Origin of the sequence: Streptomyces sp. TLI_105 (assembly GCF_900105415.1) — a bacterium.
In the GTDB taxonomy this organism is placed as follows: Bacteria; Actinomycetota; Actinomycetes; order Streptomycetales; family Streptomycetaceae; genus Streptomyces.
This window is the reverse complement of record NZ_FNSM01000001.1, coordinates 375,363-401,509: the sequence shown is the minus strand read 5'-3', so window position 1 is coordinate 401,509 and position 26,147 is coordinate 375,363. Positions and strand designations below refer to the sequence as shown.

25 protein-coding genes are annotated in these 26,147 nt (G+C 72.9%); 20 read left to right on the top strand and 5 right to left on the bottom strand.

The window, feature by feature from the left end:
• Nucleotides 1-565 precede the first annotated feature (565 nt).
• The 8 genes from BLW86_RS02035 (at nucleotide 566) to BLW86_RS02000 (ending at nucleotide 7,279) form a co-directional block, all read left to right on the top strand.
• Nucleotides 566-1,348, top strand: a complete 783-nt coding sequence (locus tag BLW86_RS02035) for a 2-keto-4-pentenoate hydratase (RefSeq protein ID WP_093872396.1) — start codon at nucleotides 566-568, stop codon at nucleotides 1,346-1,348.
• Between the two features lie 7 nt (nucleotides 1,349-1,355).
• A complete protein-coding gene (locus tag BLW86_RS02030; RefSeq protein ID WP_218137999.1) occupies nucleotides 1,356-2,267 on the top strand; it encodes an acetaldehyde dehydrogenase (acetylating) in 912 nt (303 codons plus the stop codon).
• Nucleotides 2,268-2,279: 12 nt separating this feature from the next.
• The gene (dmpG, locus tag BLW86_RS02025) at nucleotides 2,280-3,302 is read left to right on the top strand and encodes a 4-hydroxy-2-oxovalerate aldolase (RefSeq protein WP_093872395.1); all 1,023 of its coding nucleotides are present in this window, start codon (nucleotides 2,280-2,282) and stop codon (nucleotides 3,300-3,302) included.
• A gap of 31 nt (nucleotides 3,303-3,333) precedes the next feature.
• Nucleotides 3,334-4,488, top strand: coding sequence for a 3-ketosteroid-9-alpha-monooxygenase, oxygenase component (locus BLW86_RS02020; protein WP_093872394.1), 1,155 nt, complete (start codon nucleotides 3,334-3,336; stop codon nucleotides 4,486-4,488).
• A gap of 1 nt (nucleotide 4,489) precedes the next feature.
• Complete coding sequence (locus BLW86_RS42520) at nucleotides 4,490-4,822, top strand: hypothetical protein (RefSeq protein WP_218137998.1); 333 nt, start codon at nucleotides 4,490-4,492, stop codon at nucleotides 4,820-4,822.
• Nucleotides 4,815-5,861: a ferredoxin--NADP reductase gene (locus BLW86_RS02010; RefSeq protein WP_093872393.1), complete on the top strand. Its 1,047-nt coding sequence runs from the start codon at nucleotides 4,815-4,817 to the stop codon at nucleotides 5,859-5,861. Before BLW86_RS42520 ends, BLW86_RS02010 begins: the two co-directional genes overlap by 8 nt.
• A gap of 13 nt (nucleotides 5,862-5,874) precedes the next feature.
• Nucleotides 5,875-6,651, top strand: a complete 777-nt coding sequence (locus tag BLW86_RS02005) for an SDR family oxidoreductase (protein WP_093872392.1) — start codon at nucleotides 5,875-5,877, stop codon at nucleotides 6,649-6,651.
• A 100-nt stretch (nucleotides 6,652-6,751) separates the two neighbouring features.
• Entirely contained in the window at nucleotides 6,752-7,279 is a 528-nt protein-coding gene (locus BLW86_RS02000) for an SRPBCC family protein (protein WP_256341170.1), read from the top strand.
• Here BLW86_RS02000 and BLW86_RS01995 read toward each other — a convergent pair.
• A complete protein-coding gene (locus tag BLW86_RS01995; protein ID WP_256341169.1) occupies nucleotides 7,263-8,141 on the bottom strand; it encodes an IclR family transcriptional regulator in 879 nt (292 codons plus the stop codon). The two genes, BLW86_RS02000 and BLW86_RS01995, sit on opposite strands and share 17 nt — an antisense overlap.
• 181 nt (nucleotides 8,142-8,322) lie before the next feature.
• Between BLW86_RS01995 and hsaA (BLW86_RS01990) the strand changes: the two genes are divergently transcribed.
• From hsaA (BLW86_RS01990) to BLW86_RS01945, 10 genes are all read left to right on the top strand, one after another.
• Nucleotides 8,323-9,492, top strand: coding sequence for a 3-hydroxy-9,10-secoandrosta-1,3,5(10)-triene-9,17-dione monooxygenase oxygenase subunit (hsaA, locus tag BLW86_RS01990; protein WP_093872389.1), 1,170 nt, complete (start codon nucleotides 8,323-8,325; stop codon nucleotides 9,490-9,492).
• A gap of 305 nt (nucleotides 9,493-9,797) precedes the next feature.
• A complete protein-coding gene (hsaA, locus tag BLW86_RS01985; protein WP_093872388.1) occupies nucleotides 9,798-10,964 on the top strand; it encodes a 3-hydroxy-9,10-secoandrosta-1,3,5(10)-triene-9,17-dione monooxygenase oxygenase subunit in 1,167 nt (388 codons plus the stop codon).
• A gap of 12 nt (nucleotides 10,965-10,976) precedes the next feature.
• Entirely contained in the window at nucleotides 10,977-11,849 is an 873-nt protein-coding gene (hsaD, locus tag BLW86_RS01980) for a 4,5:9,10-diseco-3-hydroxy-5,9,17-trioxoandrosta-1(10),2-diene-4-oate hydrolase (RefSeq protein WP_093872387.1), read from the top strand.
• A gap of 25 nt (nucleotides 11,850-11,874) precedes the next feature.
• Nucleotides 11,875-12,768: a VOC family protein gene (locus BLW86_RS01975; protein WP_093872386.1), complete on the top strand. Its 894-nt coding sequence runs from the start codon at nucleotides 11,875-11,877 to the stop codon at nucleotides 12,766-12,768.
• Nucleotides 12,756-13,244: a flavin reductase family protein gene (locus BLW86_RS01970; protein ID WP_093872385.1), complete on the top strand. Its 489-nt coding sequence runs from the start codon at nucleotides 12,756-12,758 to the stop codon at nucleotides 13,242-13,244. Before BLW86_RS01975 ends, BLW86_RS01970 begins: the two co-directional genes overlap by 13 nt.
• Nucleotides 13,244-14,113 (top strand): MaoC/PaaZ C-terminal domain-containing protein, encoded by an 870-nt coding sequence (locus tag BLW86_RS01965; protein ID WP_093872384.1) that lies wholly within the window; start codon nucleotides 13,244-13,246, stop codon nucleotides 14,111-14,113. Before BLW86_RS01970 ends, BLW86_RS01965 begins: the two co-directional genes overlap by 1 nt.
• Nucleotides 14,114-14,182: 69 nt before the next feature.
• Nucleotides 14,183-15,862 (top strand): FAD-dependent oxidoreductase, encoded by a 1,680-nt coding sequence (locus tag BLW86_RS01960; RefSeq protein ID WP_093872383.1) that lies wholly within the window; start codon nucleotides 14,183-14,185, stop codon nucleotides 15,860-15,862.
• A gap of 8 nt (nucleotides 15,863-15,870) precedes the next feature.
• Nucleotides 15,871-16,641 (top strand): glucose 1-dehydrogenase, encoded by a 771-nt coding sequence (locus BLW86_RS01955; protein WP_093878443.1) that lies wholly within the window; start codon nucleotides 15,871-15,873, stop codon nucleotides 16,639-16,641.
• Nucleotides 16,641-17,405 (top strand): glucose 1-dehydrogenase, encoded by a 765-nt coding sequence (locus BLW86_RS01950; protein WP_093872382.1) that lies wholly within the window; start codon nucleotides 16,641-16,643, stop codon nucleotides 17,403-17,405. Before BLW86_RS01955 ends, BLW86_RS01950 begins: the two co-directional genes overlap by 1 nt.
• Complete coding sequence (locus BLW86_RS01945; protein ID WP_256341168.1) at nucleotides 17,402-18,316, top strand: alpha/beta hydrolase; 915 nt, start codon at nucleotides 17,402-17,404, stop codon at nucleotides 18,314-18,316. Before BLW86_RS01950 ends, BLW86_RS01945 begins: the two co-directional genes overlap by 4 nt.
• Before the next feature lie 116 nt (nucleotides 18,317-18,432).
• Here BLW86_RS01945 and BLW86_RS01940 read toward each other — a convergent pair whose 3' ends face one another.
• The 4 genes from BLW86_RS01940 to BLW86_RS01925 all read right to left on the bottom strand — a co-directional run bounded on the left by BLW86_RS01940 (nucleotide 18,433) and on the right by BLW86_RS01925 (nucleotide 23,126).
• On the bottom strand, nucleotides 18,433-20,055 hold the full coding sequence (locus BLW86_RS01940) for a flavin-containing monooxygenase (protein WP_093872381.1): 1,623 nt from the start codon (nucleotides 20,053-20,055) through the stop codon (nucleotides 18,433-18,435).
• Nucleotides 20,056-20,088: 33 nt separating this feature from the next.
• Nucleotides 20,089-21,621: a FadD3 family acyl-CoA ligase gene (locus tag BLW86_RS01935; protein ID WP_093872380.1), complete on the bottom strand. Its 1,533-nt coding sequence runs from the start codon at nucleotides 21,619-21,621 to the stop codon at nucleotides 20,089-20,091.
• 231 nt (nucleotides 21,622-21,852) lie between these two features.
• Nucleotides 21,853-22,497, bottom strand: a complete 645-nt coding sequence (locus tag BLW86_RS01930; RefSeq protein ID WP_093878441.1) for an L-threonylcarbamoyladenylate synthase — start codon at nucleotides 22,495-22,497, stop codon at nucleotides 21,853-21,855.
• Between the two features lie 8 nt (nucleotides 22,498-22,505).
• Nucleotides 22,506-23,126 (bottom strand): carbonic anhydrase, encoded by a 621-nt coding sequence (locus tag BLW86_RS01925; protein ID WP_093872379.1) that lies wholly within the window; start codon nucleotides 23,124-23,126, stop codon nucleotides 22,506-22,508.
• A gap of 267 nt (nucleotides 23,127-23,393) precedes the next feature.
• Here BLW86_RS01925 and BLW86_RS01920 point away from each other — a divergent pair, with 267 nt between their 5' ends.
• Both BLW86_RS01920 and BLW86_RS01915 read left to right on the top strand, forming a co-directional pair.
• Nucleotides 23,394-24,374 (top strand): LysR family transcriptional regulator, encoded by a 981-nt coding sequence (locus BLW86_RS01920; protein WP_093872378.1) that lies wholly within the window; start codon nucleotides 23,394-23,396, stop codon nucleotides 24,372-24,374.
• A gap of 146 nt (nucleotides 24,375-24,520) precedes the next feature.
• Nucleotides 24,521-26,122 (top strand): M4 family metallopeptidase, encoded by a 1,602-nt coding sequence (locus BLW86_RS01915; RefSeq protein WP_093872377.1) that lies wholly within the window; start codon nucleotides 24,521-24,523, stop codon nucleotides 26,120-26,122.
• Nucleotides 26,123-26,147: the final 25 nt, after the last annotated feature.

The following is a 26,147-nucleotide window of genomic DNA, read 5'->3' as shown; positions in this document are numbered from 1 at the left end:
GCCCCTGTCGATGGACGCCGTTCCGCCGGGCGACTCCGCCCCGTTGCGAGCGCGCCCGCCGGGGCGGTGCCCACCCCCGCGCCCTCGTTGTGGGCATGCGTTCCGCTGGGGCGGAACGGGTGGGCACAACGGAACGGCGCCCCTTGCCGGGCCTAGGCTCCCGCGCCTCAACCCGCACCGGAACGTGCGCCGCACGCGTGGTGCGGGTCCAGGCGCGGAACGCGGAGGCGCCGCTGAGCGCGCCGTCCCGTGTGCCCACCCGTCCCGCCCCAGCGGGACGATTGCCCACACGGGCGGGGGGGAGGGAGGGAGGAGCCGCGCCCCCGCGGGCGCGCCCGCACGGGGCGGGGGCACCGCCCAGCCGGGCGTATAGCCCGCACGGGCGGAGGCGCGTCCCGCACCACAGGGCGCCGCCCACACGGCGGGTGGGAACCGCCCGGCGGTGCGTGCCCGCACGGGTGGTGGTGGGCCTTTCCCGCTCACCGGGAACTGGCGCTCCCGGCAGGCGGCGGCCCCGTCCTAGCCTCCCCGGACAGCCCCAACCGCCCCGCAGGAGGGACCCGCCATGCTCACGGACCGCCAGAGACACGAGGCGGCCGAGCTGCTCCGCTCCGCCGAACAGCACGTCACGCCGATCGCCCCGCTGACCGACGCGTTCCCCGGCATCGGCACCGAGGACGCGTACGAGATCCAGCTCGTCAACATCCGCCACCGCCTCGCGGCCGGCGCGGAGGTGCGCGGTCACAAGGTCGGCCTGTCCTCGCCGGTCATGCAGCGGATGATGGGCGTCGACGAACCGGACTACGGCCATCTGCTCCACGACATGGAGCTGCGGCCCCACGACCCCGTCCCCGTCGCCCGTTACTGCCACCCCCGCGTCGAGGTCGAGGTCGGCTTCGTCCTCGGCGACGACCTGCCGGGCGAGACCTGCACCCCGGCGGACGTCCTCGCCGCGACCGAGCGCGTCGTGCCCGCCCTGGAGCTGATCGACAGCAGGATCCGGGACTGGCGGATCACCATCGCCGACACCATCGCGGACAACGCCTCCTCCGCCGGGTACGTCATCGGGGAGGGCCGGGATCCCCGCGAGCTCGACCTCAGGGCGATCGACGCCCGGCTGACCGCCGGCGGGGAGCTCCTCGCCGAGGGCCGCAGCGACGCCGTGCTCGGTGACCCGGCCCGCTCCGTCGCCTGGCTCGCCCGTACCGTCGCCCGCTTCGGCGTCCCCCTGAAGAAGGGGCACGTGGTGCTGCCCGGCTCGTGCACCCGGGCCGTCGACGTGGCGGCCGGGGCGACCTTCACCGCCGAGTTCACCGGCCTTGGCTCCGTCTCCCTCTCGTTCATCTGAGGTGATCATGACCATCAAGACAAAGGCGACCGCCGCCATCGTCGGTTCCGGCAACATCGGCACCGACCTGCTGTACAAGCTGCTGCGCTCCGAGCACGTCGAACCCCGCTGGATGATCGGCGTCGACCCCGACAGCGAGGGCCTCGCCCGCGCCGCCCGCGCCGGCCTGGAGGCCAGCCACGAAGGCGTCGACCGGCTGCTCGCCCAGGACGAGAGGCCCGACATCGTCTTCGAGGCCACCAGCGCCTACGTCCACCGGGCCAACGCCCCGCGCTACGCGGAGCTCGGCATCAAGGCGGTCGACCTGACCCCGGCCGCCGTCGGCCCCGCCGTCGTACCGCCCGCCAATCTCCACGAGCACCTCGACCGGCCCAACGTCAACATGATCACCTGCGGCGGACAGGCCACCATCCCCATGGTGTACGCGGTCTCGCGCGTCGTCCCCGTGCCGTACGCGGAGATCGTCGCCTCGGTGGCCTCCGTCTCGGCCGGCCCCGGAACCCGGGCGAACATCGACGAGTTCACCCGCACCACCTCACGCGGCATCGAGACCATCGGCGGCGCCGGGCGCGGCAAGGCCATCATCATCCTCAACCCGGCCGAGCCGCCCGTCATCATGCGCGACACCGTCTTCTGCGCCATCCCCGAGGACGCCGACCGGGACGCCATCACCCTCTCCGTCAAGGAGATCGCCGAGCAGGTCGCCACGTACGTCCCCGGCTACCGGCTGCGCGCCGAACCGCAGTTCGACGACCCGAGCCCCGAGAACGGCGGGACGGCACGCGTCGCGATCTTCCTGGAGGTGGAGGGCGCGGGCGACTACCTGCCGCCCTACGCCGGAAACCTCGACATCATGACCGCCGCCGCCACCAAGGTCGGCGAGGAGTTCGCCAAGGCGCTCCTCGCCCCGGGCGCGTAAGGAGCACATCGCATGCCCTACTCGGACACCCTCGACATCCGGATCACCGACTCCTCGCTGCGCGACGGCTCGCACGCCAAGCGGCACCAGTTCACCACCGACGACGTACGGTCCGTCGTCGCCGCCCTCGACGACGCCGGCGTCCCCGTGATCGAGGTGACGCACGGCGACGGACTCGGCGGATCCTCCTTCAACTACGGCTTCTCCAAGACCCCCGAGCAGGAGCTGATCAAGGTCGCGGTGGAGACCGCGCGGAGGGCCCGGATCGCCTTCCTGATGCTGCCCGGACTCGGCGTCAAGGACGACATCCGGGCCGCCCACGGCAACGGCGCGGGCATCTGCCGCATCGCCACCCACTGCACCGAGGCCGACATCGCGGACCAACACTTCGGCCTCGCCCGGGAGATGGGCCTGGAGACCGTCGGCTTCCTGATGATGGCCCACTCCACGACCCCCGAGAAGCTGGCCCGGCAGGGCAGGATCATGGCCGACGCGGGCTGCCAGTGCGTGTACGTCGTCGACTCGGCCGGCGCCATGGTCATGGACGACGTCACCGCCCGGGTCGAGGCCCTGGTCTCCGAGCTCGGCGACGACGCCCAGGTCGGCTTCCACGGTCACGAGAACCTGGCCCTCGGCACCGGCAACTCCATCGCCGCCATCAAGGCCGGAGCCCTGCAGATCGACGGCTCCACCCGCCGGCTCGGCGCCGGGGCGGGCAACACCGCCGTCGAGGCCCTGGTCGCCGTCTGCGCCAAGATGGGCATCCGTACCGACGTCGACGTACTGAAGATCATCGACGCGGCCGAGGACGTGGTCCGCCCCGTCATGGACGACGAGTGCCGGCTCGACCGGCTCGCCCTCCTGATGGGCCACGCCGGCGTCTACTCCAGCTTCCTCAAGCACGCCTACCGGCAGGCCGAGCGCTACGGCGTCTCCGGCGCCGAGATCCTCCTGCGCGCCGGCGAGCGCCGCCTGGTCGGCGGCCAGGAGGACCAGCTCATCGACATCGCCGTCGAACTCGCCGCACAGCACTGAACCGAACAGAGACAGCAACCGGAGGGACGAGATGACTGCTCTCAACGACGAGGTCCGGGTCATCGACGCGGGCAGGCCGCCGACGCGGTTCGCCCGCGGCTGGCACTGCCTCGGCCTCGCCGAAGCCTTCAAGGACGGAAAGCCGCACGAGATCGAGGCCTTCGGCACCAAGCTGGTGGTCTTCCAGGGACAGGACGACGGCCTGCTGCACGTCCTGAACGCCTACTGCCCGCACATGGGCGGCAACCTCGCCCAGGGCAGCGTGAAGGGCGACGCCGTCGCCTGCCCCTTCCACGACTGGCGCTGGTCGGGCGACGGTCGCTGCGCCGGGATCCCGTACGCCCGCCGGGTCCCCCCGCGCGCCAGGACCCGCGCCTGGACCTCCCTGGAGCGGAACAGGCAGCTCTTCGTCTGGAACGACCCGGAGGGCAACCCCCCGCCCCCCGAGGTGACCGTCCCCGAGATCGCGGGCATCCACGGCCCGGACGCCGACCAGTGGAGCGACTGGACCTGGAAGACCCTCCGGGTCGAGGGCGCCAACTGCCGCGAGATCGTGGACAACGTCGTGGACATGGCGCACTTCTACTACGTCCACTACGCCTTCCCCGAGTACTTCAAGAACGTCTTCGACGGCCACGTCGCCACGCAGTACATGGAGAGCAGCCCCCGCGGGGACATGGAACTGGGCACCCTCAGCTCCGGCCGTCTGCGCTCCGACGCCTCCTACTACGGCCCCTCCTACATGATCGACCACCTCTACAGCGACGTCGGCGGCGGCGCGGAGATGGAGATCGTCCTGATCAACTGCCACTACCCGATCGACGCGAACAGCTTCCTGCTCCAGTACGGGGCGATCGTGAAGCGGCTGCCCGGGATGACGGACGCGCAGGCCGCGGAGGCCGCGCGGCTCACCGCCGAGGGGGCCACCGTCGGCTTCGAGCAGGACGTGGAGATCTGGCGGAACAAGACCCGGATCGACAATCCCCTGCTCACCGAGGAGGACGGACCCGTCTACCAACTGCGCCGCTGGTACGAGCAGTTCTACGTCGACGCCGCCGACGTCAAGGACGAGATGACCCGTCGCTTCGAGTTCGAGATCGACACCCAGCGCGCCAACACGGCATGGCGCGCCGAGGTCGAGGAGAACCTCGCGCGCCGCGCGGCGGAGACGGAAAGCGGAGCCTGACATGCGAGCGGTGGAGTGCGCGGCCTGCGGCAACCAGGTCCTGTGCGAGAAGTTCAGCGTCGCCCACACCTCCGTGCAGTGGACGGCCGACGCGGCCGTCGCCTGCGCGGAGTTCCGCGACCGGGTGCGCCCGGGCGTGACCACCGCCCGGATGCGGACCTGCCGGGCCCTGCGGGCGAGCATCGACCGCGCGGTGGAGGACGGAACCCTGACGGTCGGCACCCTGGAGTCGGGCACTTCGGAGTCCGGCTCCCTGGAGTCCGGAACCTCCCTGCCCGGCTCCCCGGAGCCCGGCAGGGCAGGTACCGCAACCACGGAGGCTGACGATGCCTGAGCCCACGACCAGCTCTCGCACCCACCGGCTGCGCGTCGTCGAGGTCATCGCCGAGACGGCCGACGCGCACTCCCTGGTGCTCCAGGCACCGGCGGAGAGCGCGGACCGCTTCACGTACCGCCCCGGGCAGTTCCTCACCCTGAAGCTGCCCGGTGCCGACGGGAGGCCGGCCGCCCGCTGCTATTCCCTCGCCAGCTCGCCCCACACCGGCGAGCCCCTGAAGATCACCGTCAAGCGGGTCGCCGGCGGGTACGGCTCCAACTGGGTCTGCGACCGGCTGGCGGCCGGGGACGAGCTGGAGGTGCTGCCCCCGGCCGGCACCTTCACCCCGGACTCCCTCGACGACGACCTGCTGCTCGTCGCCGGAGGCAGCGGCATCACCCCGGTCCTGTCGATCGCCAAGTCGGCCCTGGCCGACGGCCGGGGCAGGGTGGTGCTGTTGTACGCCAACCGCGACGAGTCCTCGGTCGTCTTCCGCGACGAACTGCGGACACTGACCCAGGACCACCCGGACCGGCTGCTCGTGCTCCACTGGCTGGAGTCGCTCCAGGGCCTGCCCTCCGTGGACCGGCTGGCCGCCGCGCTCGCGCCGTACGCCGACCGCGAGGCCTTCGTATGCGGCCCGCAGCCGCTCATGGACGCCGTCGAGCAGGCCCTGCGCACGCTCGGCGCGCCCGGCGACCGCATCCACCGGGAGCGGTTCTTCTCCCTCGGCGCGGACGTCTTCGACGCCCCCGAGGTGCCGCAGGACACGGCGACCGAGGGCGGTGCGACCGCCGAGGTCGAGCTCGACGGCGAGACCCGCACGGTCGCCTGGCCGCCGACGGCGCCCCTGCTCGACGTGCTCATCGCCGCGGGTGTGGACGCCCCGTACTCCTGCCGGGAGGGCGCCTGCAGCGCCTGCACCTGCCGTGTCGTGGCCGGCGAGGTCAAGATGCTCCGCAACGACGTCCTGGACGACCAGGACATCGCCGAGGGGTACGTCCTGGCCTGCCAGGCCCTCCCCCTCACCGACCGGGTCGAGATCACCTACTCCTGACGAGGAGACCGTCATGTCCCGAACCTGCCTGGTCACCGGAGCCGCCTCCGGCATCGGCAAGGCCACCGCCGACCTCCTGCGGCAGCGCGGCCACACCGTCATCGGCGCCGACCTCGCCGACGGAGACATCCGCGCCGACCTGTCCACCGCCGAGGGTCGGGCCGAACTCGTCGCCCGCGCCCGCGAGCTGACCGGCGGCCGTCTCGACGCCGTCGTCTCCTGCGCGGGCGTCGCCCACTTCGACCCCCTCACCGTCAGGGTGAACCACTTCGGTGCCGTGGCCACGCTCGACGGACTGCGTCCGCTGCTCGTGGCCGGCACCGATCCCCGGGCCGTGGTCGTCGGATCCATCGACTCCGTCCACCCGGTCGACCCCGCGATCGTGGACGCCGCGCTCGCCGGGGACGAGGAGGCGGCGGTGGGCGCCTCACGGGCGGCCGTCGACCGCGGCGAGGGCCACCTCGTCTACTCCTCGTCCAAGGCGGCGATCTCCCGCTGGGTCCGGCGCGCCGCCCCCACCGAGGCGTGGGCCGGCGACGGCGTCCCGCTCAACGCCGTGGCCCCCGGTGTGGTCGTCACGCCCCTGACCCGGCCGCTGCTCGACGACCCCGAGATGCGGGGGCTCGTCGAGCGGAGTGTGCCGATGCCGCTGCACGGCCACGCCCGCCCCGAGCAGATCGCCCCGCTCATCGCGTGGTTGGCCTCGCCCGAGAACGCCCTCGTGACCGGGCAGGTCGTCTTCGCCGACGGGGGCGCCGACGCGGTCCTGCGCGGCGACCGCACCTGGTGACGATCCGTACGAGGACACCTGACGACAGGACCTGGAGGGGCACCCGTGCGGGTGCCCCTCGCCGCACACCCGTACCCGTACGCGTCACGAGGAGACGCCCGTGAGCCCCCGTCACCAGGCGATGCCCGTGAACCCCCGTCACCAGGAGACGCCCGTGAACCCCCGCAACGAGGAGACGCCCGTGAACCCCCGTACGCTCGAACGCTCCGCCGTCGTCCCGGCCACCCCCGACGCCGTGTGGGCCGTCATCGGCCACTTCGGCGCCCTCGCCGACTGGCATCCCCACGTGCCGCCGTCCACCCTGGAGGGCGGCGGCGACCCCGCCGTCCCCGGCACCGTCAGGGTCTTCGCCGTCGACGGCGAGGCCGTCGCCCGGGAGCGCCTGCTCGACCGTGACGCGGCCGCCCGCTCGTACCGCTACACCCTCCTCGACCCCGTCATGCTCCCGGTCCACGACTACGTGGCGACGCTCGCCGTGCGTCCGCACCCCGACGGCGCCGAGGTCCGGTGGTCCGCCGCCTACCGGAGCACGGACGACGTCGTGCCCCGGGTGGAGTCGGTCTTCGGGGACGGCACGTACGGCACCGGCCTCGCCGCCCTGCGGGCGCGCTTCACATCCAGTCGCTGAAGCGCAGCCAGGCCATCATGTTGTCCATCGAGGGCTGCGGAAGCCCCACGGGCCCCGCGCCGACCGGCTGGGCCCGCTTCTCCGGCTGCCGCCCCGGCCCGAACATCGACTGCCACACCGACCGCGCGCAGCCGCGCACGGCCGGGGCCAGCCGCTCCATCTCCCGGTGGACGCCGTGGCCGCTCACCGAGATCGCGGCGATGGCCCGGCCGGCGCCGCGCAGCGGGGCGGCCACGCAGAAGACCCCCCGGTACCCCTCCTCGTGGTCGAAGGCCACGCCGCGCTCCCGCGTCATCGCCAGCTCACGGCGGAAGGACTCGGGGCGGGTGATGGTGCGCGGGGTACGTGCCCGCAGCCCGTCCCGGATCACCTGCTCCACCGGCGTTCCGTCGCCGAAGGCCAGGATCGCCTTGCCCGAGGCCGTGCAGTACGCCGGCTGCCGCCCGCCCATGCGCGAGGGCACGACGGAGTCGTCCGAACCGCCGATGCGCTCCAGATAGACCACCTCGGAGCCGTCGAGCACCGTCAGGTGCACCAGGTGGCCGGTGGACTCGTGCAGCGCGTGCAGATGGGGCAGTGCCGCCCGGCGGAGCCGGTTGTGGTGCGAGGCCATGGCGCCGAGCTCCAGCATGCCCATGCCGAGACGGTAGTCGCGGCCCTCGCGCTCCAGCCAGCGCAGCTGCACCAGCTGGTCGAGGATGCGGTGCGCGGAGGAGCGGCGGATGCCCGAGCGCTGCACGACCTCGGTGAGGGTGAGCCGGGGCCCCGCGCTCTCGAAGGCGCTCAGCACCTTCGCCGCCTTCTCCAGCAGGGACAGAGGCGGCATCCCGGCCTCGACAGGCTCGACAGCACTGGTCGTCATCGGCACCTCCCACACGGACAGCACAGCCGAATGGCCCGTGGCTGGGTCCGTAATCTCCGGTATTGCGTGGAGATTGCCAGAGGATGACGGGCGCTGGGAAGGGGGAGTTCCGTCTCGGAACAGTAACGCGTAGGTTCCTTCTCGTCACGGCACGACCGGACCGGATCCGAGAGGGGCGCCCATGTGCGACGACGACGTCCTCGCGGCGGTCCGCGCCCTCGCCCCCGCCCTGCGCGAGCGCGCGGCCGAGGCGGAGGCCCTGCGCCGGGTGCCCGACGCCTCCGTCGGGGAACTGGAGGCCGCCGGCTTCTTCCGGCTGCTCCGGCCCGGGGCGTACGGCGGACTCGCCGCCGACCCCGCCGTCTTCTACGCCGCCGTGCACGAGATCGCCAAGGCCTGCGGATCGACCGGCTGGGCGGCGTCGGTCCTCGGCGTCCACCCCTGGTACGTGGCCCAGTTCGACCCCCGGGCACAGGAGGAGGTCTGGGGCGCGGACGAATCCACCCGGATCTGCTCCTCCCACGCCCCCACCGGGAAGGTCACCCCCGTCGACGGCGGCTTCCGGCTCTCCGGCCGGTGGCACTTCTCCGCCGGCTGCGACCACGCCCGCTGGGCGCTCCTCGGCGGTCTCGTCACCGACGGCGAGGGCCGCCCGGTCGACATGCTGACCTTCCTGGTGCCGAGCGCCGACTACCGCGTCGACGACGTGTGGGACACGGTCGGGCTGCGCGGCAGCGGCAGCAACGACATCCTCGTCGAGGACGCCTTCGTCCCCGCCCACCGGGCGCTCGGCTACGGCCCGGTGACCGTGCTGCGCTGCCCCGGGCACGACGTCCACCCCGAACCGCTGTACCGGCTGCCGTACGCGGCCGTCTTCACCACCGCCATCTCCACCGCGATGGTCGGCATCGCCGAAGGCGCCCACGAGGACCAGATCACCGCCGCCCGCGAGCGCCTCCGGGCCGAGCCCGGCCGGGGGGCCGCCGAGGACCCCTTCGCCCAGGTGCGCATCGCCCGCGCCGCCGGCGAGATCGACGCCGCCCGGCTGCAGCTCGCCCGCAACATGGCGGAGCTGTACGCGGTCGCGCGCGGCGGCGCGGAGATCCCGAGGGAACTGCGCGCCCGCACCCGCCGCGACCAGGCGCTCGCCACCGAACGCGCCATCACCGCCGTGGACCTGCTCATGGAGAACGCCGGCCGAGGGCCGCTGCGCGTGGGCGACGACGTCCTGCAGAGGGCCTGGCGCGACCTGCACACCGGCCGCGGCCAGGCGGCCAACGACGTGGAGCGGGCCCTGGTCCTCTACGCCCAGGACGCCCTCGGCATGGACGTCCACGACCCGATGCTCTGACGAGCGGACACACCCCTTCCGACACGACGGCGGACGGAACCCGCTCCGACACGACGGCCCGCCCCGTCGCTCTGACCCGTCGTCCCGACCTGTCGTCCCGACTCCGTCGTCCCGCCCCGTCCTCCCGACTCCGCCGTCGCGGCCCGTCGTCCCGCCCTCGGCCCGTCCCGGTGAACCCGCTCCGTCCCGTCCCGGCGGAGCCTCCCCGCGGGGTTCCCGCTCAGTGGGAGCAGCGCATTTCGCCGCCGTACGGCACGCCGTACGGTCCTGGCATTCCCCCACCACGACCCGAAAGGGGATGCCCCATGGCCGATGACGTCCTGGCAGCGATCCGTGACCTCGCTCCCGCCCTGCGCGACCGCGCGGCCGAGGCCGAGACGCTGCGGCGCGTGCCCGACACCTCCGTCAAGGAGTTGGAGGACACCGGCTTCTTCCAGCTGCTCCAGCCCAAGGCCTTCGGCGGCCGCGCGGCCGACCCGGTGGTCTTCTACACGGCGGTCAAGGAGATCGCCAAGGCGTGCGGCTCGACCGGCTGGGTCGCCTCCGTGGTCGGCGTCCACCCCTGGCACGTCGCCCTGTTCGACCCCCGCGCCCAGCAGGAGGTGTGGGGGCAGGACCCCAAGACCCGCATCGCCTCCTCGTACGCCCCCACCGGCAAGGCCACCGCCGTCGACGGCGGCTTCCGGCTCTCCGGCCGGTGGCACTTCTCCTCCGGCTGCGACCACGCCCGCTGGGCGCTCCTCGGCTGCCTCGTCACCGACGGCGAGGGCAACCCGGTCGACATGCGCACCTTCCTGATCCCCCGGTCCGACTACCGCGTCGACGACGTCTGGGACACCGTCGGCCTGCGCGGCACCGGCAGCAACGACGTCGTCGTCGAGGACGTCTTCGTCCCCGACCACCGCGCCCTGAGCTTCGGCCCGGTCACCGCCCTGAAGGTGCCCGGCCACGAGGTCAACCCCGAGCCGCTGTACCGGCTGCCGTACGCCGGGGTGTTCACCACCACCATCTCCACCCCGATCGTCGGCATCGCCGAGGGCGCCTTCGACTCCTACGCCGAGGCCACCCGGCAGCGGTTCCGCGTCTCGTACGGGCAGAAGGTCGCCGAGGACCCCTTCGCACAGGTCCGCATCGCCCGCGCCGCCAGCGACATCGACGCGAGCTGGCTGCAGCTGACCCGCAACATGGGCGAGATGTACGCCCTCGCCGAGCACGGCGAGGAGATCCCGATGGAGCTGCGCACGCGCACCCGCCGCGACCAGGTGCTCGCCACCGAACGCTCCGTCGCCGCGGTCGACCTGCTCATGGAGAACTCCGGCGGCAGCGCCATGCGCACCGGCCCCGGCCTCGTCCAGCGCGCCTGGCGCGACGCCCACACCGGCCGCGGCCACGCCGCCAACGACCCCGAGCGGGCCCTCGTCATGTACGGGCAGAGCGCGCTCGGCATCGACATCCAAGACACCATGGCCTGAGAGGCGCCGACGATGGCAGAGCTCACCCACGAGTCGACCTCCCGCACCGCCGAGGCGGCCGGGCTCACCCTCCACTACCACGAGGCCGCGCCCGCCGGCCGGGCCGCCGAGGCGCCCGTCGTGATCATGCTGCACGGCGGCGGCCCCGGCGCCTCCGCCTGGAGCAACTTCGGCCGCAACCTCCCCGTCTTCGCCGAGCACTTCCGCACCCTGCTCGTCGACCAGCCCTGCTTCGGCCGCTCGGACAAGCCGGAGCTCGACAAGGACTACTTCAGCTACAGCGCGGACGCCGTCGCCGCCCTCATGGACGAGCTGGGCATCCGGCGCGCGCACTTCATCGGCAACTCCCTCGGCGGCGGCACCGCCGTCCGCATGGCCCTGAACCACCCGGACAAGGTCGGCAAGCTCCTCCTGATGGGCCCCGGCGGGGTCTCCGTCAACCTCTTCGCCCCCGACCCGACCGAGGGCATCAAGCGGCTCTTCGAGTTCAACGCCTCGCCCGAGCCCACCCGGGAGCAACTGCGCGCCTTCCTCGGCGTCATGGCGTACGACCAGTCGATCGTCACCGACGAACTCGTCGAGGAGCGCTGGGCCTCGGCCACCGACCCCGACACCCGGCTCGGCAGCGCCCGGATGGCGGCCTCGTTCGGCAACCCGGCCTGGGTCGGGGACACGATGCTCTGGCGCGAGGCCCACCGGATCACCCACCCGGTGCTCCTCACCTGGGGCCGCGAGGACCGCGTCAACCCCCTCGACGGCGCGCTGGTCGCCCTCAAGACCATCCCCGACGCCCGCCTGCACGTCTTCCCGCACTGCGGCCACTGGGCCCAGACCGAGCAGGCCGACGAGTTCAACCGCCTCGCCGTCGACTTCTTCTCCCACTGAACCTTCCACCGAAGAGGTGCACACCATGGACATCCGTGCTCTCGGCTACCTGCGCCTGGAGACCACCACCCTGGACGAGTGGCGCCGTTACGCGCTCGACGTCCTCGGCATGGTGGAGGCATCCGGCACCACCGAGGACACCCTCTGCCTCCGCCTGGACGACCGCGCCCACCGCATCGTCATCCAGGCGGGCGAGAGCGATCGGCTCCTCGCGGCCGGCTGGGAGGTGGCGAACGCCGCCGCACTCGCCCGCGCCGCCGAGGAGCTGGAGGCGGCCGGTGTCGCCGTCAAGGCCGCCCACCCCGCAGAACTCGCCGAGCGCCGCGTCCAGGGTCTGATCCACGTGACGGACCCGGGCGGCAACCCGCTGGAGATCTACTGGGGCCAGGCGCAGGACCACACCGCGCTCGGCTCCCCGTACGGCAACCGCTTCGTCACCGGCGACCTGGGCCTCGGCCACGTCGTGATCCCCGTGCCGGACATCGAGGCCGCGCTCGACTTCTACGAGAACCTGCTCGGCTTCCAGCTGCGCGACTCGATGAAGCTGCCGCCGCAGGCCGTCCCGACCGCCACCGAGCAGCGGTACTTCCACTGGATGCACTTCCTCAGCCCCAACCGCCGCCACCACAGCCTCGGTCTCTACCCGGGCGCGCTGCCCCCCGGCATCGTGCACTTCATGGTGGAGCTGGAGACCCTCGACGACGTGGGCCGCGGCCTCGACCGCATGCACGCCGCCGGCATCCCCATCGCGTCCAGCCTCGGCCGCCACACCAACGACCGCATGGTGTCCTTCTACGCCCAGGCCCCCGGCGGCTTCCAGGTCGAGTACGGCTGGGACGGCCTCGTCGTCGACCCCGCCACCTGGGTCGCGAAGGAGATCACCGCCGACAGCTTCTGGGGCCACCAGTGGAACGGCTGATCCCGCCCTCCGAGTTCCGGGACGTGCTCGGCCGCTTCGCCAGCGGCATCACGGTGGTGGCGACGCTCGACGCCGACAGCGCGGAGCCCGTCGGCTTCGCCTGCCAGTCCTTCGCCTCCCTCTCCCTCGACCCCCCGCTGGTCATGCTGGCCGTCGGCAAGAACTCCACCAGCTGGCCGAGGATCGAGCGCGCGGGCCGCTTCTGCGTCAACATCCTCGCCGAGGACCAGCAGACCACCTGCGCCGCGCTCGGCCGCAGCGGCCCCGACAAGTTCGCCGGGGTCCCCTGGGGCGCCGGGGAGCACGGCACCGTACGCATCGAGGGAGCCCTCGCCCACGTGGAGTGCGCACTCGACGCGGTCTACGAGGCCGGGGACCACCACCTGGTCACCGCGCAGGTGGTGGCGCTCCACGCGGGCGAGGACGGCCGGCCGCTGCTGTTCTTCCGCAGCCGCTACGCCGTGGGGGCCTTCTGATGCCCCTCGACGTCGAGAAGGCGACCTCCGCGCCGCCGGTCCGCACCGACGTCAGGTGGGACGAGCGCGACGTACGGCTCTACCACCTCGCCCTCGGCGCCGGCGTCCCCGAGACCGACCCGCGCGAACTGCGCTACGTGTACGAAGGACACGAGCGGGGCCTCCAGGTCCTGCCCACCTTCGGGGTCGTCGCGGGCGGCACCGGCGGCGTCGGCTTCCAGGTCTTCGACCTGCCGGGCGTCGACATCGACCTGGCGAAGGTGCTGCACGGCGGCCAGGAGATCACCGTGCACCGCCCGCTGCCCACCGCGGCCCGGGCGACCGCGGTCACCCGAGCCGCGGCCGTGCACGACAAGGGCAGGGCCGCCGTCATCGTCCAGGAGTCCACCCTCCTCGGCGTGGACGGCGAGCCGCTGGTCACCCAGCGCAACCAGATCTTCGTCCACGGGGAGGGCGGCTTCGGCGGTGACCGCGGCCCCTCCGAGCGCCTCCCCGCCCCCGACCGCGAGCCCGATCTGGTGGCCGAGATCCCGACGCTCCGTCAGCAGGCCCTGCTCTACCGGCTCACCGGCGACTGGAACCCGCTGCACGCCGATCCCGCCACCGCCCGGCGCGCGGGCCGCGACCGGCCCGTCCTGCACGGGCTCTGCACCTTCGGGATGGTGGTCAAGGCCGTCACCGACCGCCTCCTCGGCGGCGACGCGAGCGCGGTCGCCGCCTGCCGCACCCGCTTCGCCGGGGTCTTCTTCCCCGGGGAGACCCTGCGGCTGCGCGTCTGGGACACCCCCGACGGCTACCGGCTGACGGCCACGGCCGCGGACCGCGGAGACGCGCCGGTCCTCACCGACGCGCGGATCACCGCGCGATGACCCGGCGGCAGGGGCGGGGGACGGCCCGCCCCTGCCGCCGACCCACTCGACATGACCAGGGAGAACCGCATGAACGACCAGTGGGACCACACGTACGACGTGGTGGTCGTCGGCTCCGGCGCCGCCGGCATGGCCGCGGCCATCACCGCCCGACTGCGCGGACTGACCGCCCTGGTGGTGGAGAAGACCGACGTCTACGGCGGCTCGACCGCCCTGTCCGGCGGCGCGATCTGGGTCCCGGACAACTTCCACCTGGACGCCGCCGGCCTCGGCGACACACCCGAGAAGGCCCGCGCCTACCTGGACGCCACGGTCGGCGACCGGGTCCCCGCCGAGCGCAAGGACGCCTACGTCACCCACGGACCGCGGATGGTACGGGAGTTCCACGACCGCACCGCCGTGCGGTTCGTCTACACCCCCGGCTACTCCGACTACTACCCCGAGCGGCTCGGCGGCTACCCGCAGGGCCGCTCCGTCGAACCGCGGATCTTCGACTTCAGGAAGCTCGGCCCCGAACAGCGCGCCACCATGCGCCGCGCCGGGCTTCCCACCTACGGCCTCACCATCACCTCCAAGGACTTCCGGCAGCTGAACATGGTGGGACGCACCTGGGCCGGCCGCCGCACCGCCGTCAAGGTCGGCGCCCAGGCGGTCAAGGCCCGGCTCACCGGCAAGGAGCTGCTCTCCCTCGGCGAGGCGCTGATCGCCCGCATGCGGCACTCGCTCGACGCCCTCGGCGCGGACCTGTGGCTCTCCGCCCCGCTGACCGGACTGGTCGAGGAGGACGGCCGGGTCACCGGCGTCCGGATCACTCGGGACAACCGTGAGCTCACCGTCCGGGCGACCGGCGGCGTCGTCCTCGCCTCCGGGGGCTTCTCCCACGACCAGCGGCTCCGCGAGAAGCACCTGCCGACGCCCACCTCCACCGAGTGGAGCTCCGCCTCCGAAGGCCAGACCGGCGACGCCCTGGAGCCGGCCGTGGCCCTCGGCGCCGCGACCGACCTGATGGACAAGGTGTGGGGCGCGCCGTCGGTGGTGCCTCCCGAGGGGAAGCCGTTCTTCCTCGTCGCCGACCGCGGCGTTCCCGGCATGGTGATCGTCAACGCGGCGGGGGAGCGCTACGCCAACGAGGCCGCCCCGTACCACGAGTTCGTCGACGCCATGTACGCCAACGACAGGCCGGGGGCGACCACCGTGCCGTCCTGGCTGATCCTCGACGCCACCGCCAGGGCCCGCTACATCTTCATGGGCCTCTTCCCGGGCCAGGCGTTCCCCAAGCCGTGGCTGGAGAGCGGCTTCGTCAAGAAGGCCGCGACCGTCGAGGAGCTGGCCGACCGGATCGGCGTCGCCCCGGAGCGGCTGCGGGCCACCGTGGACCGCTTCAACGGCTTCGCCCGTGCCGGCCGCGACGAGGACTTCCACCGCGGCGACAGCGTCTACGACCGCTACTACGGCGACCCCACGCTGCCCAACCCCAACCTGGCGCCGCTTGAGAAGGGTCCCTACTTCGCGGTCCCCGTCCACCCCGGCGACATCGGCACCAAGGGCGGCCTGGTCACCGACGCCACCGCCCGTGTGCTGCGGGAGGACGGCACGCCCATCGACGGCCTGTACGCCTCCGGCAACGTCTCGTCCGCCGTCATGGGCGAGACCTATCCGGGACCCGGCGCGACCATCGGCCCCGCCATGACCTTCAGCTGGCTCGCGGCCGACCACATCGCCCGGACGCGCTCCGCCGAGGCGCGGTGAGCGGCCCCGTGACGGACCTGCGGGGCAGAACGGTGATCGTCACCGGCGGGGCGCGGGGGATCGGCGCGGAGACCGGCCGGGTGGCCGTCGAGTCCGGCGCCCGGGTCGTCCTCACCGACGTACGGCAGGAGGAGGGGCGGGCCGTGGCGCGGCGGCTCGGCGGTCACGCCCGGTTCGTGCGCCACGACGTCACCTCTGAGGACGACTGGCGCGAGGTCGTCGACTTCGCGGCCGCCACGTTCGGCCGGGTGGACGGCCTCGTCAACAACGCGGGGATCTCGGGCGGTTCCCACCTCCTGGAGGAGCAGACGGCCGAGGCCTTCCGGCGCGTCGTCGACATCGACCTCACCGGGGTCTTCCTCGGGATGCGGGCCGTGATCCCGGCGATGCGGGAGAGCGGCGGCGGGTCCATCGTCAACGTCTCCTCCGCGGCCGGCCTCATGGGCCTGGCCAGGACCGCCGGCTACGGCGCGGCCAAGTGGGGCGTGCGCGGGCTCACCAAGCTCGGCGCGGTGGAGCTCGGCGCCGCCCGGATCCGCGTCAACTCCGTCCACCCCGGCATGATCCACACCCCGATGACCGCCCACGTGGGCATCGAGCGCGGCGAGGGGAAGTACCCGAACACGCCGATGGGGCGGGTCGGCGAGCCTCAGGAGATCGCGCGGGCGGTCGCCTTCCTGCTCTCGGACGCCGCCTCGTACGTCACCGGCGCCGAACTGGCCGTCGACGGCGGCTGGACGACCGGCCCGACCCTCCGACCGATCGAGGAGAACCCCTGATGCCCGTCGACCTGACAGGAAAGGTCGCGCTGGTCACCGGCGCGGCACGCGGCATGGGCGAGGCAGAGGCCCGCCTGTTCGCCGCCCTCGGCGCGAAGGTCGTCCTCACCGACGTCCTGGAGCCGGAGGGAGAGGCGACCGCCGCCTCCCTCGGAGCCGCCGCCCGCTTCGTACGCCACGACGTGACCGACGAGCGGTCCTGGGCGGCGGCCGTGGCCGCCGCCCAGGACGCCTTCGGCCGGCTCGACGTCCTCGTCAACAACGCCGCGATCTACTCCACCTCGCCCATCACCGAGGAGGACCCGGCCCGCCTGGAGGCGATCCTCCGCGTCAACCTGATCGGCCCGTTCCTCGGCGTCCGCGCCGTCGCCGGAGCGATGAAGGAGAGCGGCGGCGGGTCCATCGTCAACATCTCCTCGCAGGCCGGCCTCCAGGGCATCTGGGGACACGGCGCGTACGGAGCCGCGAAATGGGGGCTGCGCGGCCTGACCAGGACGGCCGCCCTGGAGCTCGGCCCGGACGGCATCCGGGTCAACTCCGTCCACCCCGGCGCCATCGCCACCGCCATGACGGCGCACCTGGGCACCCGGGAACATCCGGCCGCCCCGCTCGGACGGGTGGGGGAGCCCGAGGAGGTCGCCCGCCTCGTCGCCTTCCTCGCCTCCGACGACTCCTCCTACCTGTCCGGCGCCGAACTCGCGGTGGACGGCGGCGCGTCGGCGGGCCGCATGCCCGCCCTCACCCCGAAAGGAGCCGACACGTGAACCGACCCGACCCCGAGGTCCAGGCGGTCATCGACCTGGCCACCGCCGGCTTCCCCCCGCTGGCGACGGAGATGACGGACATCGCCGAGGTGCGCGCCTTCTTCGCCGCCCGCCCCAAGCCCGCCGTCCCGCCACCGTCCGTCGCCCGCGTCACGGACGAGGACGCCGACGGCGTGCCCGTACGCGTCTACGACCCGGCCGTCCACGGGACCGCCCCCGTGATCGTCTTCTGTCACGGGGGCGGCTTCGTCCTCTGCGACCTCGACAGCCACGACGACTTCTGTCGCTCCCTCGCCCGCGCCACGGAGGCGATCGTCGTCTCCGTCGACTACCGCCGCGCCCCCGAGCACCCCTTCCCCGCCGCCCCCGAGGACGCCTACACGGCCCTGCTGTGGGCGGCGGAGGCCCACCCGGGCCGGCGGATCGCCGTCGCAGGGGACAGCGCGGGCGCCAACCTCGCCACCGTCCTCACCCTGCTCTCCCGCGACCGGGGCGGCCCCGAGATCGTCTGTCAGGCGCTCTACTACCCGATGCTCGACCCCACCCGCTCCCGCCCCTCGCACCGGGAGAACGCCCAGGGGTACTTCCTCACCGCCGACCACCTGCGCTGGTACTGGGACGGCTATCTGCAGGCCCCGGCGCACCGCACCAGTCCCTACGCGGCCCCGCTGGCGGGCGCCGACCTGTCCGGGCTCCCGCCGGCCCAGGTCGTCACCGCGGGCTTCGACCCCCTCCGGGACGACGGCCTGGCGTACGTGGAGGCCCTCACCGCCGCGGGCGTCCCCGTGGAGGCCCGCCACCACGCCGGGATGTTCCACGGCTTCCTCTCCATGGCGGGCGCCCTGCCCGCGGCGGCCGAGGCCCGCGAGACCGCCTTCGCCGCCCTGCGCGCGGCCCTCGCCCCGCGCTGACCGGGACCCCGCGCTGACCGGGACGTACGCGCGCGTGCGCCCCGCCCCCACCTGACCGGTGGGGGCGGGGCGCACCGCCGTTCTCACGGGCCGGGTCGGCCCGTGCCGGCCCCCCGTCAGTCCCTGATCAGCGTGAACCCCTTGTACCCCGAGGCCGCGACGTCCGCGATGATCTCCCCGTACACCCCGAAGCCTCCGATGAACGGCATGAACACCCGGGGCTTCCCGGGGATGTTGGCCCCCAGGTACCAGGAGTTCGCCGCCGGGAACAGCGTGGCCGCCGCCCGGTCGCGGCACTGCGCCACCCACTGTTCGACGGCCTCCTCGCCCGCCTCGATCGCGCGGTAGCCGTGCTCGTCCAGATGGCGCAGGCAGTCGGCGAGCCAGTCGACGTGCTGCTCGGCGCAGAGCACGACGTTGGCCATGACGGACGGGCTGCCGGCCCCGGTGAGGTTGAACAGGTTCGGGAAGCCGTCGACGCCCAGGCCCAGATAGGTGCGGGGACCCCCGCTCCACACGTCCTTCAGCCTCCGGCCGCCCCGCCCCCGGACGTCCACCCGGTCGATCGCCCCGGTCATCGCGTCGAAACCGGTCGCGAACACGATCGCGTCCAGCTCCACCCGGCTGCCGTCGGCCAGCACGATCCCGGTGCGGTCGATCCGTTCGATCGCGTTCTCCCGCAGGCTGACGAGGCGCACGTCGTCGCGGTTGAACGTCTCGTAGTAGTGCGAGTCGGTGACGATCCGCTTGGTGCCGATCGGATGGTCCGTCGGCACGAGCAGGTCCGCGACGGCCGGGTCCTCGATGAGGGCGCGGACCTTCTCCTCCCAGAAGGCGCGCGCCTCGTCGTTCGCCGCCCGGTCGGTGAGCTGGTCGGGGAACGTCTTGGAGTACAGGACGCCGCCGAGCTCCCAGCGCTCCTCGAACGCGGCCCGCCGCTCGTCGGGGGAGACGGCGAACGTCGCCGACGGGTGCGCCGCGTGGGGCGAGCCGCCGCCGCTGAGCCGCGAGAGCCGCCGCCGCTCGGCGTAGCCGGCCTTCTGCAGGCGGCGCGTCTCCTCGTCCAGGGGCGCGTTGCCCGCCGGGATGCTGAAGTTGGCGCTGCGCTGGAAGACGGTGAGGTGCGCCGCCTGCTCGGCGATCAGGGGGACGGCCTGGATGCCGGAGGAGCCGGTGCCGATCACGCCGACGCGCAGCCCGCCGAAGTCCACGCCCTCGTGCGGCCAGGCACCGGTGTGGTACGTGGCGCCGGCGAAGTCCCCGACCCCCGGGATGTCCGGTATGTGTGTGCTGGAGAGGCAGCCGACGGCGAACACGCAGTACCGGGCCGACACCACCTCGCCGCCGTCCGTGCGGACCGTCCAGCGCAGCGTCTCCTCGTCCAGCTCGGCGGAGGTCACCGAGGTCGCGAAGGTGTAGCTGCGGCGCAGGTCGAAGCGGTCGGCGACATGACGCAGATAGCGGATGATCTCCGGCTGCGCGGCGTACTTCTCGCTCCAGTCCCACTCCTGCTGGAGCTCCTCGTCGAAGGAGTACGAGTAGTCCACGGACTCCACGTCGCAGCGGGCGCCGGGGTAGCGGTTCCAGTACCAGACGCCGCCCACGTCGTCCCCGCGCTCGAAGCCGCGCACGCTGTGGCCGAGACCGCGCAGCTTGTGCACGGCGTACAGACCGGTGACGCCCGCTCCGACGACGACCACGTCGACGACGTCGGGGGACTGGGTGTTGCTGTCGTTCACGTTCGTACTCTCCTCATCCGGTGGAAGGGGACGTCATACGGGGATCTCTCGCAGCGCCTTCTTGTCGACCTTGCCCGCCGCGTTGTGCGGCAGCGCCGGCACGGAGCGGAAGGCGCGCGGGACCTTGAAGTTGGCCAGCCGCTCACGGGTGTACGCGGTCAGCTCGGCCGCGTCGATCGGAGCCCCGCCCGCCGGTACGCAGTACGCGACGCCGATCTCCCCGAGCCGTGCGTCCGGCGCGCCGACGACCGCCGCGTCCCGGACGGCCGGGTGGCCGCGCAGCACCTGCTCCACCTCCGCCGGGTACACGTTGAACCCGCCCACGACGAACATGTCCTTGAGCCGGTCGGTGATCCTCAGGAACCCGCGCTCGTCGAGCACCCCGACGTCCCCCGTGTGCAGCCAGCCCTCCGCGTCGACGGCCCGGGCGGTGGCCTCGGGGTCGTCGAGGTAGCCGTGCATCACGTGGTAGCCGCGGGTGAGGATCTCGCCCGGCTCCCCGGGCGGGGCGTCGACGCGCAGCTCCGTGCCCTCCAGGGCCGTCCCGGAGGTGCGGGCCAGGGTCTCCGGCGACTCGTGCGGCGGGCAGATCGCGACCACGCCCGTCGACTCGGTCAGGCCGTACGCGGTGTTGACGCTCCGGGCGCCGAGGGACGTCCTGATCTCCTCGATGAGCGTGACGGGGATGTTCGCCGCGCCCGTGACCGCCATCCGCATCGAGGTCAGGTCGTACGCCTCGCGCTCGGGATGGTGGATGAGCGAGGTGAAGACCGTCGGGGCGCCGGTCAGGACGGAGATGCGCTCGTCCCGTATCCGGCCGAGCACGGTCCCGGCGTCGAAGACCCGCTCCGGGACGATCGTGGCCCCGTGCAGCAGACAGGCGAGGACGCCCGCCTTGTAGCCGAAGGTGTGGAAGAACGGGTTGACGAGGAGGTGGCGGTCGCCGCGCCGGAGGGTGACCGTACGGGCCCAGGCGTCGTACACGCGCAGGTTCTGCCCGTGGGTGGTGGGCACGCCCTTGGGCCGGCCGGTGGTGCCGGAGGTGAAGAGGACGTCGGCGGTGTCGGCCGGGCGCACGGCGGCGGTACGGGCAAGCCGCTCCTCCCCGGTCACCCGGTCCGCCGCCGACAGGAACTGCGGCCAGTCCGTCGAGTGCAGCGTCACCGTCCGCTCCAGGAGCGGGAGTTCCTCCCCGGAGGCCGCGAGCAGCGCCCGGTAGTCCGTACCCAGGAAGTCGTGCTCGGTGAAGAGCAGCCGGGTCCGGGAACGGCGCAGGATGTCGGCGGCCTCGGCCGCCTTGTAGCGGGTGTTCACCGGGACGAGCACCCCGCCGGCCGCCACCGCGCCGAGCGCGGCCACCACCCAGCGCGCGCTGTTGGGGGCCCACACGGCGACCGAGTCACCGGGGCGCACCCCTTGTGCGATCACCGCGCGTGCCGCCCGGTCCACCCGTTCGCGGAGCTCCGCGAACGTCCAGCGCTCCTCCCCGAAGACGAGGGCCTCCTCGTCCCCGTACCGCTCCGCGGCCCAGTCCGCGAGCCCGGCGATGGTCTGCGCGCCCCTCATGATCTGTCACGTCCTCCCTGCTGCCCCGCCCCCCGGCGGGGCGCGGGCGGTGGAACCACGGCGGATCGGAGCCTGACAGGGAGAGGCGCCCCGGCGCAGGGGGAGGTTCCCGCTCACCGGGAAGGTGCGGGGGGTTTCTTCCGGCTCCGGCCGTCCGCCCCGTGGAACGACGGCACCGCCGCCCCGGGAACGGGGACGGCGGTGCGGTGGTGTGCCGGTGGTGGGGCGGGGTCAGGGCACGATCAGGTCGGGTACGACCTTCGCCAGCTCCGCGGCGGACAGGACGCCCTCCCGGACGAGGACCGGGGCGTCGCCGGTCAGGTCGACGATCGACGACGACACCGGCCCGGCGGTCCGGCCCCCGTCGAGGTACACCGCCACGGAATCGCCCAGCATCCCGAAGGCCGCGTCGCAGTCCTCCGGCGAGGGCCGGTCGGTGAGGTTCGCGCTGGAGACGGCCATCGGGCCGGCCGCGGCCAGCAGGTCGAGCGCGAGGGGGTGGTCGGGCATCCGTACGGCCACCGTCCCGCCGGTCTCGCCCAGGTCCCAGGAGAGCGAGGGCCGGTGGCGGAGCACCAGGGTCAGACCGCCCGGCCAGAAGGCCTCGATCAGTTTCTCCGCCTTCTCCGGCAGGTCCTCGACCAGGCCGTCGAGCGCGTCCCGGGAGCCGACGAGGACGGGGGAGGGCTTGTGCCGGCCCCGCCCCTTCGCGGCCAGCAGACCGGCGACGGCCTTCGGGTCGAAGGCGTCGGCGCCGATGCCGTAGACGGTGTCCGTCGGGAGGACGACGAGACGCCCCTGCCCGAGGGCGGCCACCGCCGCGTCGATGCCGGCCGGCCGGGCCGACGGATCCGAGCAGTCGAATCGCTGTGCCATGGGGTCGTTCACTCCGCGCTCTCCACGCCGTGCGAGGTCACCAGCCGGGCATTGCCCTCGGCGAGCTGGTAGGCCAGTCCCACGACCGCCACCTCGCCCGTCTTCACCTGCTCCGACAGGACGCGGGAACGGTCCATGAGCAGCTGCACCGTGTGCCTTATGTGCTCGTCGATGATGTCGCTGTCCTCGGTCAGACCGGCGGCGCGGGCCGCCAGGACGCTCGGCGTCACCCGCTCCACCACGTCCCGTACGAATCCGGCCGCCGGCAGTCCGTCCTCCACCGCGGCGCGGGCCGCCGCGACGGCGCCGCACGAGTCGTGCCCCAGGACGACGACCAGCCGGCAGCCGAGCACGCTCGTGGCGTACTCGACGCTGCCCAGCACCTCGGCTCCCAGCACATGACCGGCGGTCCGCACGACGAACAGGTCGCCGAGTCCCTGGTCGAAGATGATCTCGGCCGCGAGCCGCGAGTCGGAGCACCCGAGGATGACCGCGAACGGCTCCTGTCCGGGTGCGAGCTGCGCACGGCGGGCGGCGTCCTGATTGGGGTGGTCCGGGGTCCCGGCGACGAAGCGGCGGTTGCCGGCGAGCATGGCGTCGAGAGCGACCGAAGGCGATGTGCGAGGCATGGCCCCCACTGTAACGAGCCGTTCCCGGCCGATTCCCGACCGGTCCCCCGGAGAGCGGGAGGCGGCCCGCGAGGTCGGCGCCTCCGGGCGTGCGGTCCGGCAGGGGGACGCCGAGGCGAAACCGTGGCATGCCCACGTAGATTTTGCCCTCCCGTGGTTGCCGCCCCGGCGGCTCCGTCGGAGGCTTGGTGACCATGCCTCTCGGGCAGCTGGTTCTGCTGGTCACGGGGGGTGCTCAGGGCCCTCCGCCCTGAGCGGGGAAAGTTCATGCACCTCGAGTTCCGGCACCTCCGTGTCCTGCTCACCGTCGCCGAGGCCGGCAGCATCCGCAGGGCCGCCGCACGGCTGCAGCTCTCCCAGCCCGCCACGAGCGCCCAGCTGAAACGGATCGAACAGGAGCTCGGCGGCCCGCTCTTCATCCGCAGCGCCGAGGGCGTGAAGCCGAACGAGCACGGCCAGTACGTCCTGCGCTGCGCGCGTGACCTCGTGGTCGGTTTCGACCGGCTGCGCGAGCACGCGCGATCGGCCGCCGGGACGGACAGCGGGACCGTCGCGCCGCTGCGGGCGGGCGGTACGGCCGGCCCGTTGGTGTCGCTGCTCATATCCGCCCTTTTCGAGCTCGTGCCGGAGAGCCGACTGGCCATCGACGCCCGCCGTTCGGTGCATACCCTCGTGAAAGCGCTGAGTCAGTCGAAATGCGACATCGCGGTCTTCGGTGAGTTCCCCGGCTTCCCGCTTCCGGTCGGCGAGTCGGTCGTGACGCGCACGCTGGTGCGCGAGCCGGTCTTCGTCCTGCTCGCCGAGGACCATCCGCTGGCGCGCCGGGAGAGCGTCGGCCTGAGCGAACTCCGCGGCGAGGAGTGGGTCATGCCGGAGGCCGACGAGAGCGGGGTGCACGCCTATCTCCACCTCACCTGCCAGTCGGCGGGATTCACCCCGCGCATCGCGCACGTGACGCCGGACCTGTCCGTGGCGCAGATCCTGGTCGCCGGCCGGCGTGCCGTCTGCGGGGTGTGGCCGAGTGCCGAGGTGCCCGCCCAGGGCACCGTGCAGCGGCCGCTCGCGGACGTCCCGTTCCACCGACGGCTGCAACTGGCCTGGAACCCGGAGTCGGTTCCGTCGGAGCTCGCCGACGCGGTGGCCGAGCGCCTGCTCGCGGAGTACCTGTCGCTGGTGCGGCAGCGGCCGCGGTACCTGGCCTGGTGGGAGGACGGCGGGGAGGGGTTCGCGCTCGGCGCGGACGGCTGACCGGCCGGACCTCGTTTCGCTCCCCCTATAACTCCGGGGCTATATCCCACATGGGATCACGTCAGGAACATGTCACCTGGTGAACACTTCGCGTCAACGTCCAAGGACGTCGTCACCCCCCACGACGAGCGAAGGAACACCCCGTCATGTCCCGTCCTCTCCTTGCCCTCTCCACGATGGTCGCCGCCGCCGTCATCACCACGGGCGCGGTGGCCGTACCGGCGTACTCGCAGCCCGACGCGGTGCAGCACGGGAACTCCGCCCGCGACACGGCGATATCCCGGGCCGAGGCGAACGTGACCCGGCACGCCGACAGCTTCGGCTTCGGCGCGGGCCAGGCGCTCCAGGTCAAGGACGTCGTGATCGACGCCGACGGCACCCAGCACGTCCGCTTCGACCGGACCTACCGCGGCCTCCCCGTCGTCGGCGGCGACTTCGTCGTCCACCAGAAGGCCGACGGCTCGCTCAAGGGCTCCAGCCACGCCAAGGCCCGCAAGGTGGCGCTCGCGTCCGTCACCCCCGCCGCCGACGCCAAGGGCACCGCGGCCGGCGCCCTCAAGCGCGCGCAGGGCGTCGTCAGCGACGCCAAGTCCACCCCCGAGCTGATCGTGTGGGCCGCCGACGGCACCCCCCGCCTGGCCTGGCGCACCACCGTGCAGGGCCTGGGCGACAAGGGCCAGCCGCACGGCGAGGTCTTCGTCACCGACGCCACCACCGGCGCCGCGATCGAGAACTACGACTCCGAGCACGAGTCGACCGGCACCGGCCACTCCGAGTACACCGGTGACATCACCCTCGACACCACCCAGCAGGCCAACGGCACCTTCGCGCTGATCGACCCGGTCCGCGGCCACATCACCAAGGACGCGCGCAACGTCTCGTCCTCGTCCCTGAGCAGCTCCTCCGGCACCCTGTTCACCGACGCCGACAACATCTGGGGCGACGGCAGGAAGTTCTCCACCGACCGCGCCACCGCCGCCGTCGACGCGCACGCCAACACCGCGAAGACCTTCGACTACTACAAGAGCACCTTCGGCCGCAACGGCATCAAGAACGACGGCCGCGGCGCCACCGTCTTCGTCCACGTCGGCACCAACTGGGACAACGCCCAGTGGTCGGACGCCTGCTTCTGCATGATGACCGGCGACGGCAACGGCACGGTCGACCCCGAGCAGGTCGACCTCGACACCATGGGCCACGAGATGACGCACGGCGTCACCTCCGCCACCGCCAACCTGCGCTACAGCGGTGAGTCCGGCGGCCTGAACGAGGCCACCAGCGACATCTTCGGCACGATGGTCGAGTGGTACGCCAACAACACCATCGACACCCCCGACTACCTCTTCAGCGACCAGTCCACCCCGCCGTGGCTGCGCCGCATGGACAAGCCCTCCCTCGACGGCCGCTCCGCCGACTACTGGTCGAAGTCCGTCGGCCGGCTCGACGTGCACAACTCCTCGGGCGTCGGCAACCACTGGTTCTACCTCGCCAGCGAGGGCAGCGGCACCAAGACGATCAACGGCGTCACCTACAACAGCCCGACGTACAACGGCTCCACCGTCACCGGCATCGGCAACCAGAAGGCCTCCGCCATCTGGTACCGGGCGCTGACCGTCTACATGACCTCCACCACGGACTACAAGGGCGCCCGCACGGCGACCCTGAACGCGGCGAAGGACCTGTACGGCGCCACCAGCCCCGAGTACGCCACCGTGGCCGCGGCCTGGACCGGGGTCAACGTCCTCTGACGCGACGGCACATCATCTGATCCGA

What these genes read in the sequence shown, in the direction of transcription:
- dmpG (WP_093872395.1), top strand. Translation starts at nt 2,280, where the DNA reads ATGCCCTACTCGGACACCCTCGACATCCGGATCACCGACTCCTCGCTG.
- hsaD (WP_093872387.1), top strand. Translation starts at nt 10,977, where the DNA reads ATGGCAGAGCTCACCCACGAGTCGACCTCCCGCACCGCCGAGGCGGCC.
- BLW86_RS02010 (WP_093872393.1), top strand. Translation starts at nt 4,815, where the DNA reads ATGCCTGAGCCCACGACCAGCTCTCGCACCCACCGGCTGCGCGTCGTC.
- hsaA (WP_093872388.1), top strand. Translation starts at nt 9,798, where the DNA reads ATGGCCGATGACGTCCTGGCAGCGATCCGTGACCTCGCTCCCGCCCTG.
- BLW86_RS42520 (WP_218137998.1), top strand. Translation starts at nt 4,490, where the DNA reads ATGCGAGCGGTGGAGTGCGCGGCCTGCGGCAACCAGGTCCTGTGCGAG.
- BLW86_RS01915 (WP_093872377.1), top strand. Translation starts at nt 24,521, where the DNA reads ATGTCCCGTCCTCTCCTTGCCCTCTCCACGATGGTCGCCGCCGCCGTC.
- BLW86_RS02030 (WP_218137999.1), top strand. Translation starts at nt 1,356, where the DNA reads ATGACCATCAAGACAAAGGCGACCGCCGCCATCGTCGGTTCCGGCAAC.
- BLW86_RS02005 (WP_093872392.1), top strand. Translation starts at nt 5,875, where the DNA reads ATGTCCCGAACCTGCCTGGTCACCGGAGCCGCCTCCGGCATCGGCAAG.
- BLW86_RS02020 (WP_093872394.1), top strand. Translation starts at nt 3,334, where the DNA reads ATGACTGCTCTCAACGACGAGGTCCGGGTCATCGACGCGGGCAGGCCG.
- hsaA (WP_093872389.1), top strand. Translation starts at nt 8,323, where the DNA reads ATGTGCGACGACGACGTCCTCGCGGCGGTCCGCGCCCTCGCCCCCGCC.
- BLW86_RS01960 (WP_093872383.1), top strand. Translation starts at nt 14,183, where the DNA reads ATGAACGACCAGTGGGACCACACGTACGACGTGGTGGTCGTCGGCTCC.
- BLW86_RS01965 (WP_093872384.1), top strand. Translation starts at nt 13,244, where the DNA reads ATGCCCCTCGACGTCGAGAAGGCGACCTCCGCGCCGCCGGTCCGCACC.
- BLW86_RS01975 (WP_093872386.1), top strand. Translation starts at nt 11,875, where the DNA reads ATGGACATCCGTGCTCTCGGCTACCTGCGCCTGGAGACCACCACCCTG.
- BLW86_RS01930 (WP_093878441.1), bottom strand. Translation starts at nt 22,497, where the DNA reads ATGGCACAGCGATTCGACTGCTCGGATCCGTCGGCCCGGCCGGCCGGC.
- BLW86_RS02035 (WP_093872396.1), top strand. Translation starts at nt 566, where the DNA reads ATGCTCACGGACCGCCAGAGACACGAGGCGGCCGAGCTGCTCCGCTCC.
- BLW86_RS01995 (WP_256341169.1), bottom strand. Translation starts at nt 8,141, where the DNA reads ATGACGACCAGTGCTGTCGAGCCTGTCGAGGCCGGGATGCCGCCTCTG.
- BLW86_RS01950 (WP_093872382.1), top strand. Translation starts at nt 16,641, where the DNA reads ATGCCCGTCGACCTGACAGGAAAGGTCGCGCTGGTCACCGGCGCGGCA.
- BLW86_RS01935 (WP_093872380.1), bottom strand. Translation starts at nt 21,621, where the DNA reads ATGAGGGGCGCGCAGACCATCGCCGGGCTCGCGGACTGGGCCGCGGAG.
- BLW86_RS01920 (WP_093872378.1), top strand. Translation starts at nt 23,394, where the DNA reads ATGCACCTCGAGTTCCGGCACCTCCGTGTCCTGCTCACCGTCGCCGAG.
- BLW86_RS01925 (WP_093872379.1), bottom strand. Translation starts at nt 23,126, where the DNA reads ATGCCTCGCACATCGCCTTCGGTCGCTCTCGACGCCATGCTCGCCGGC.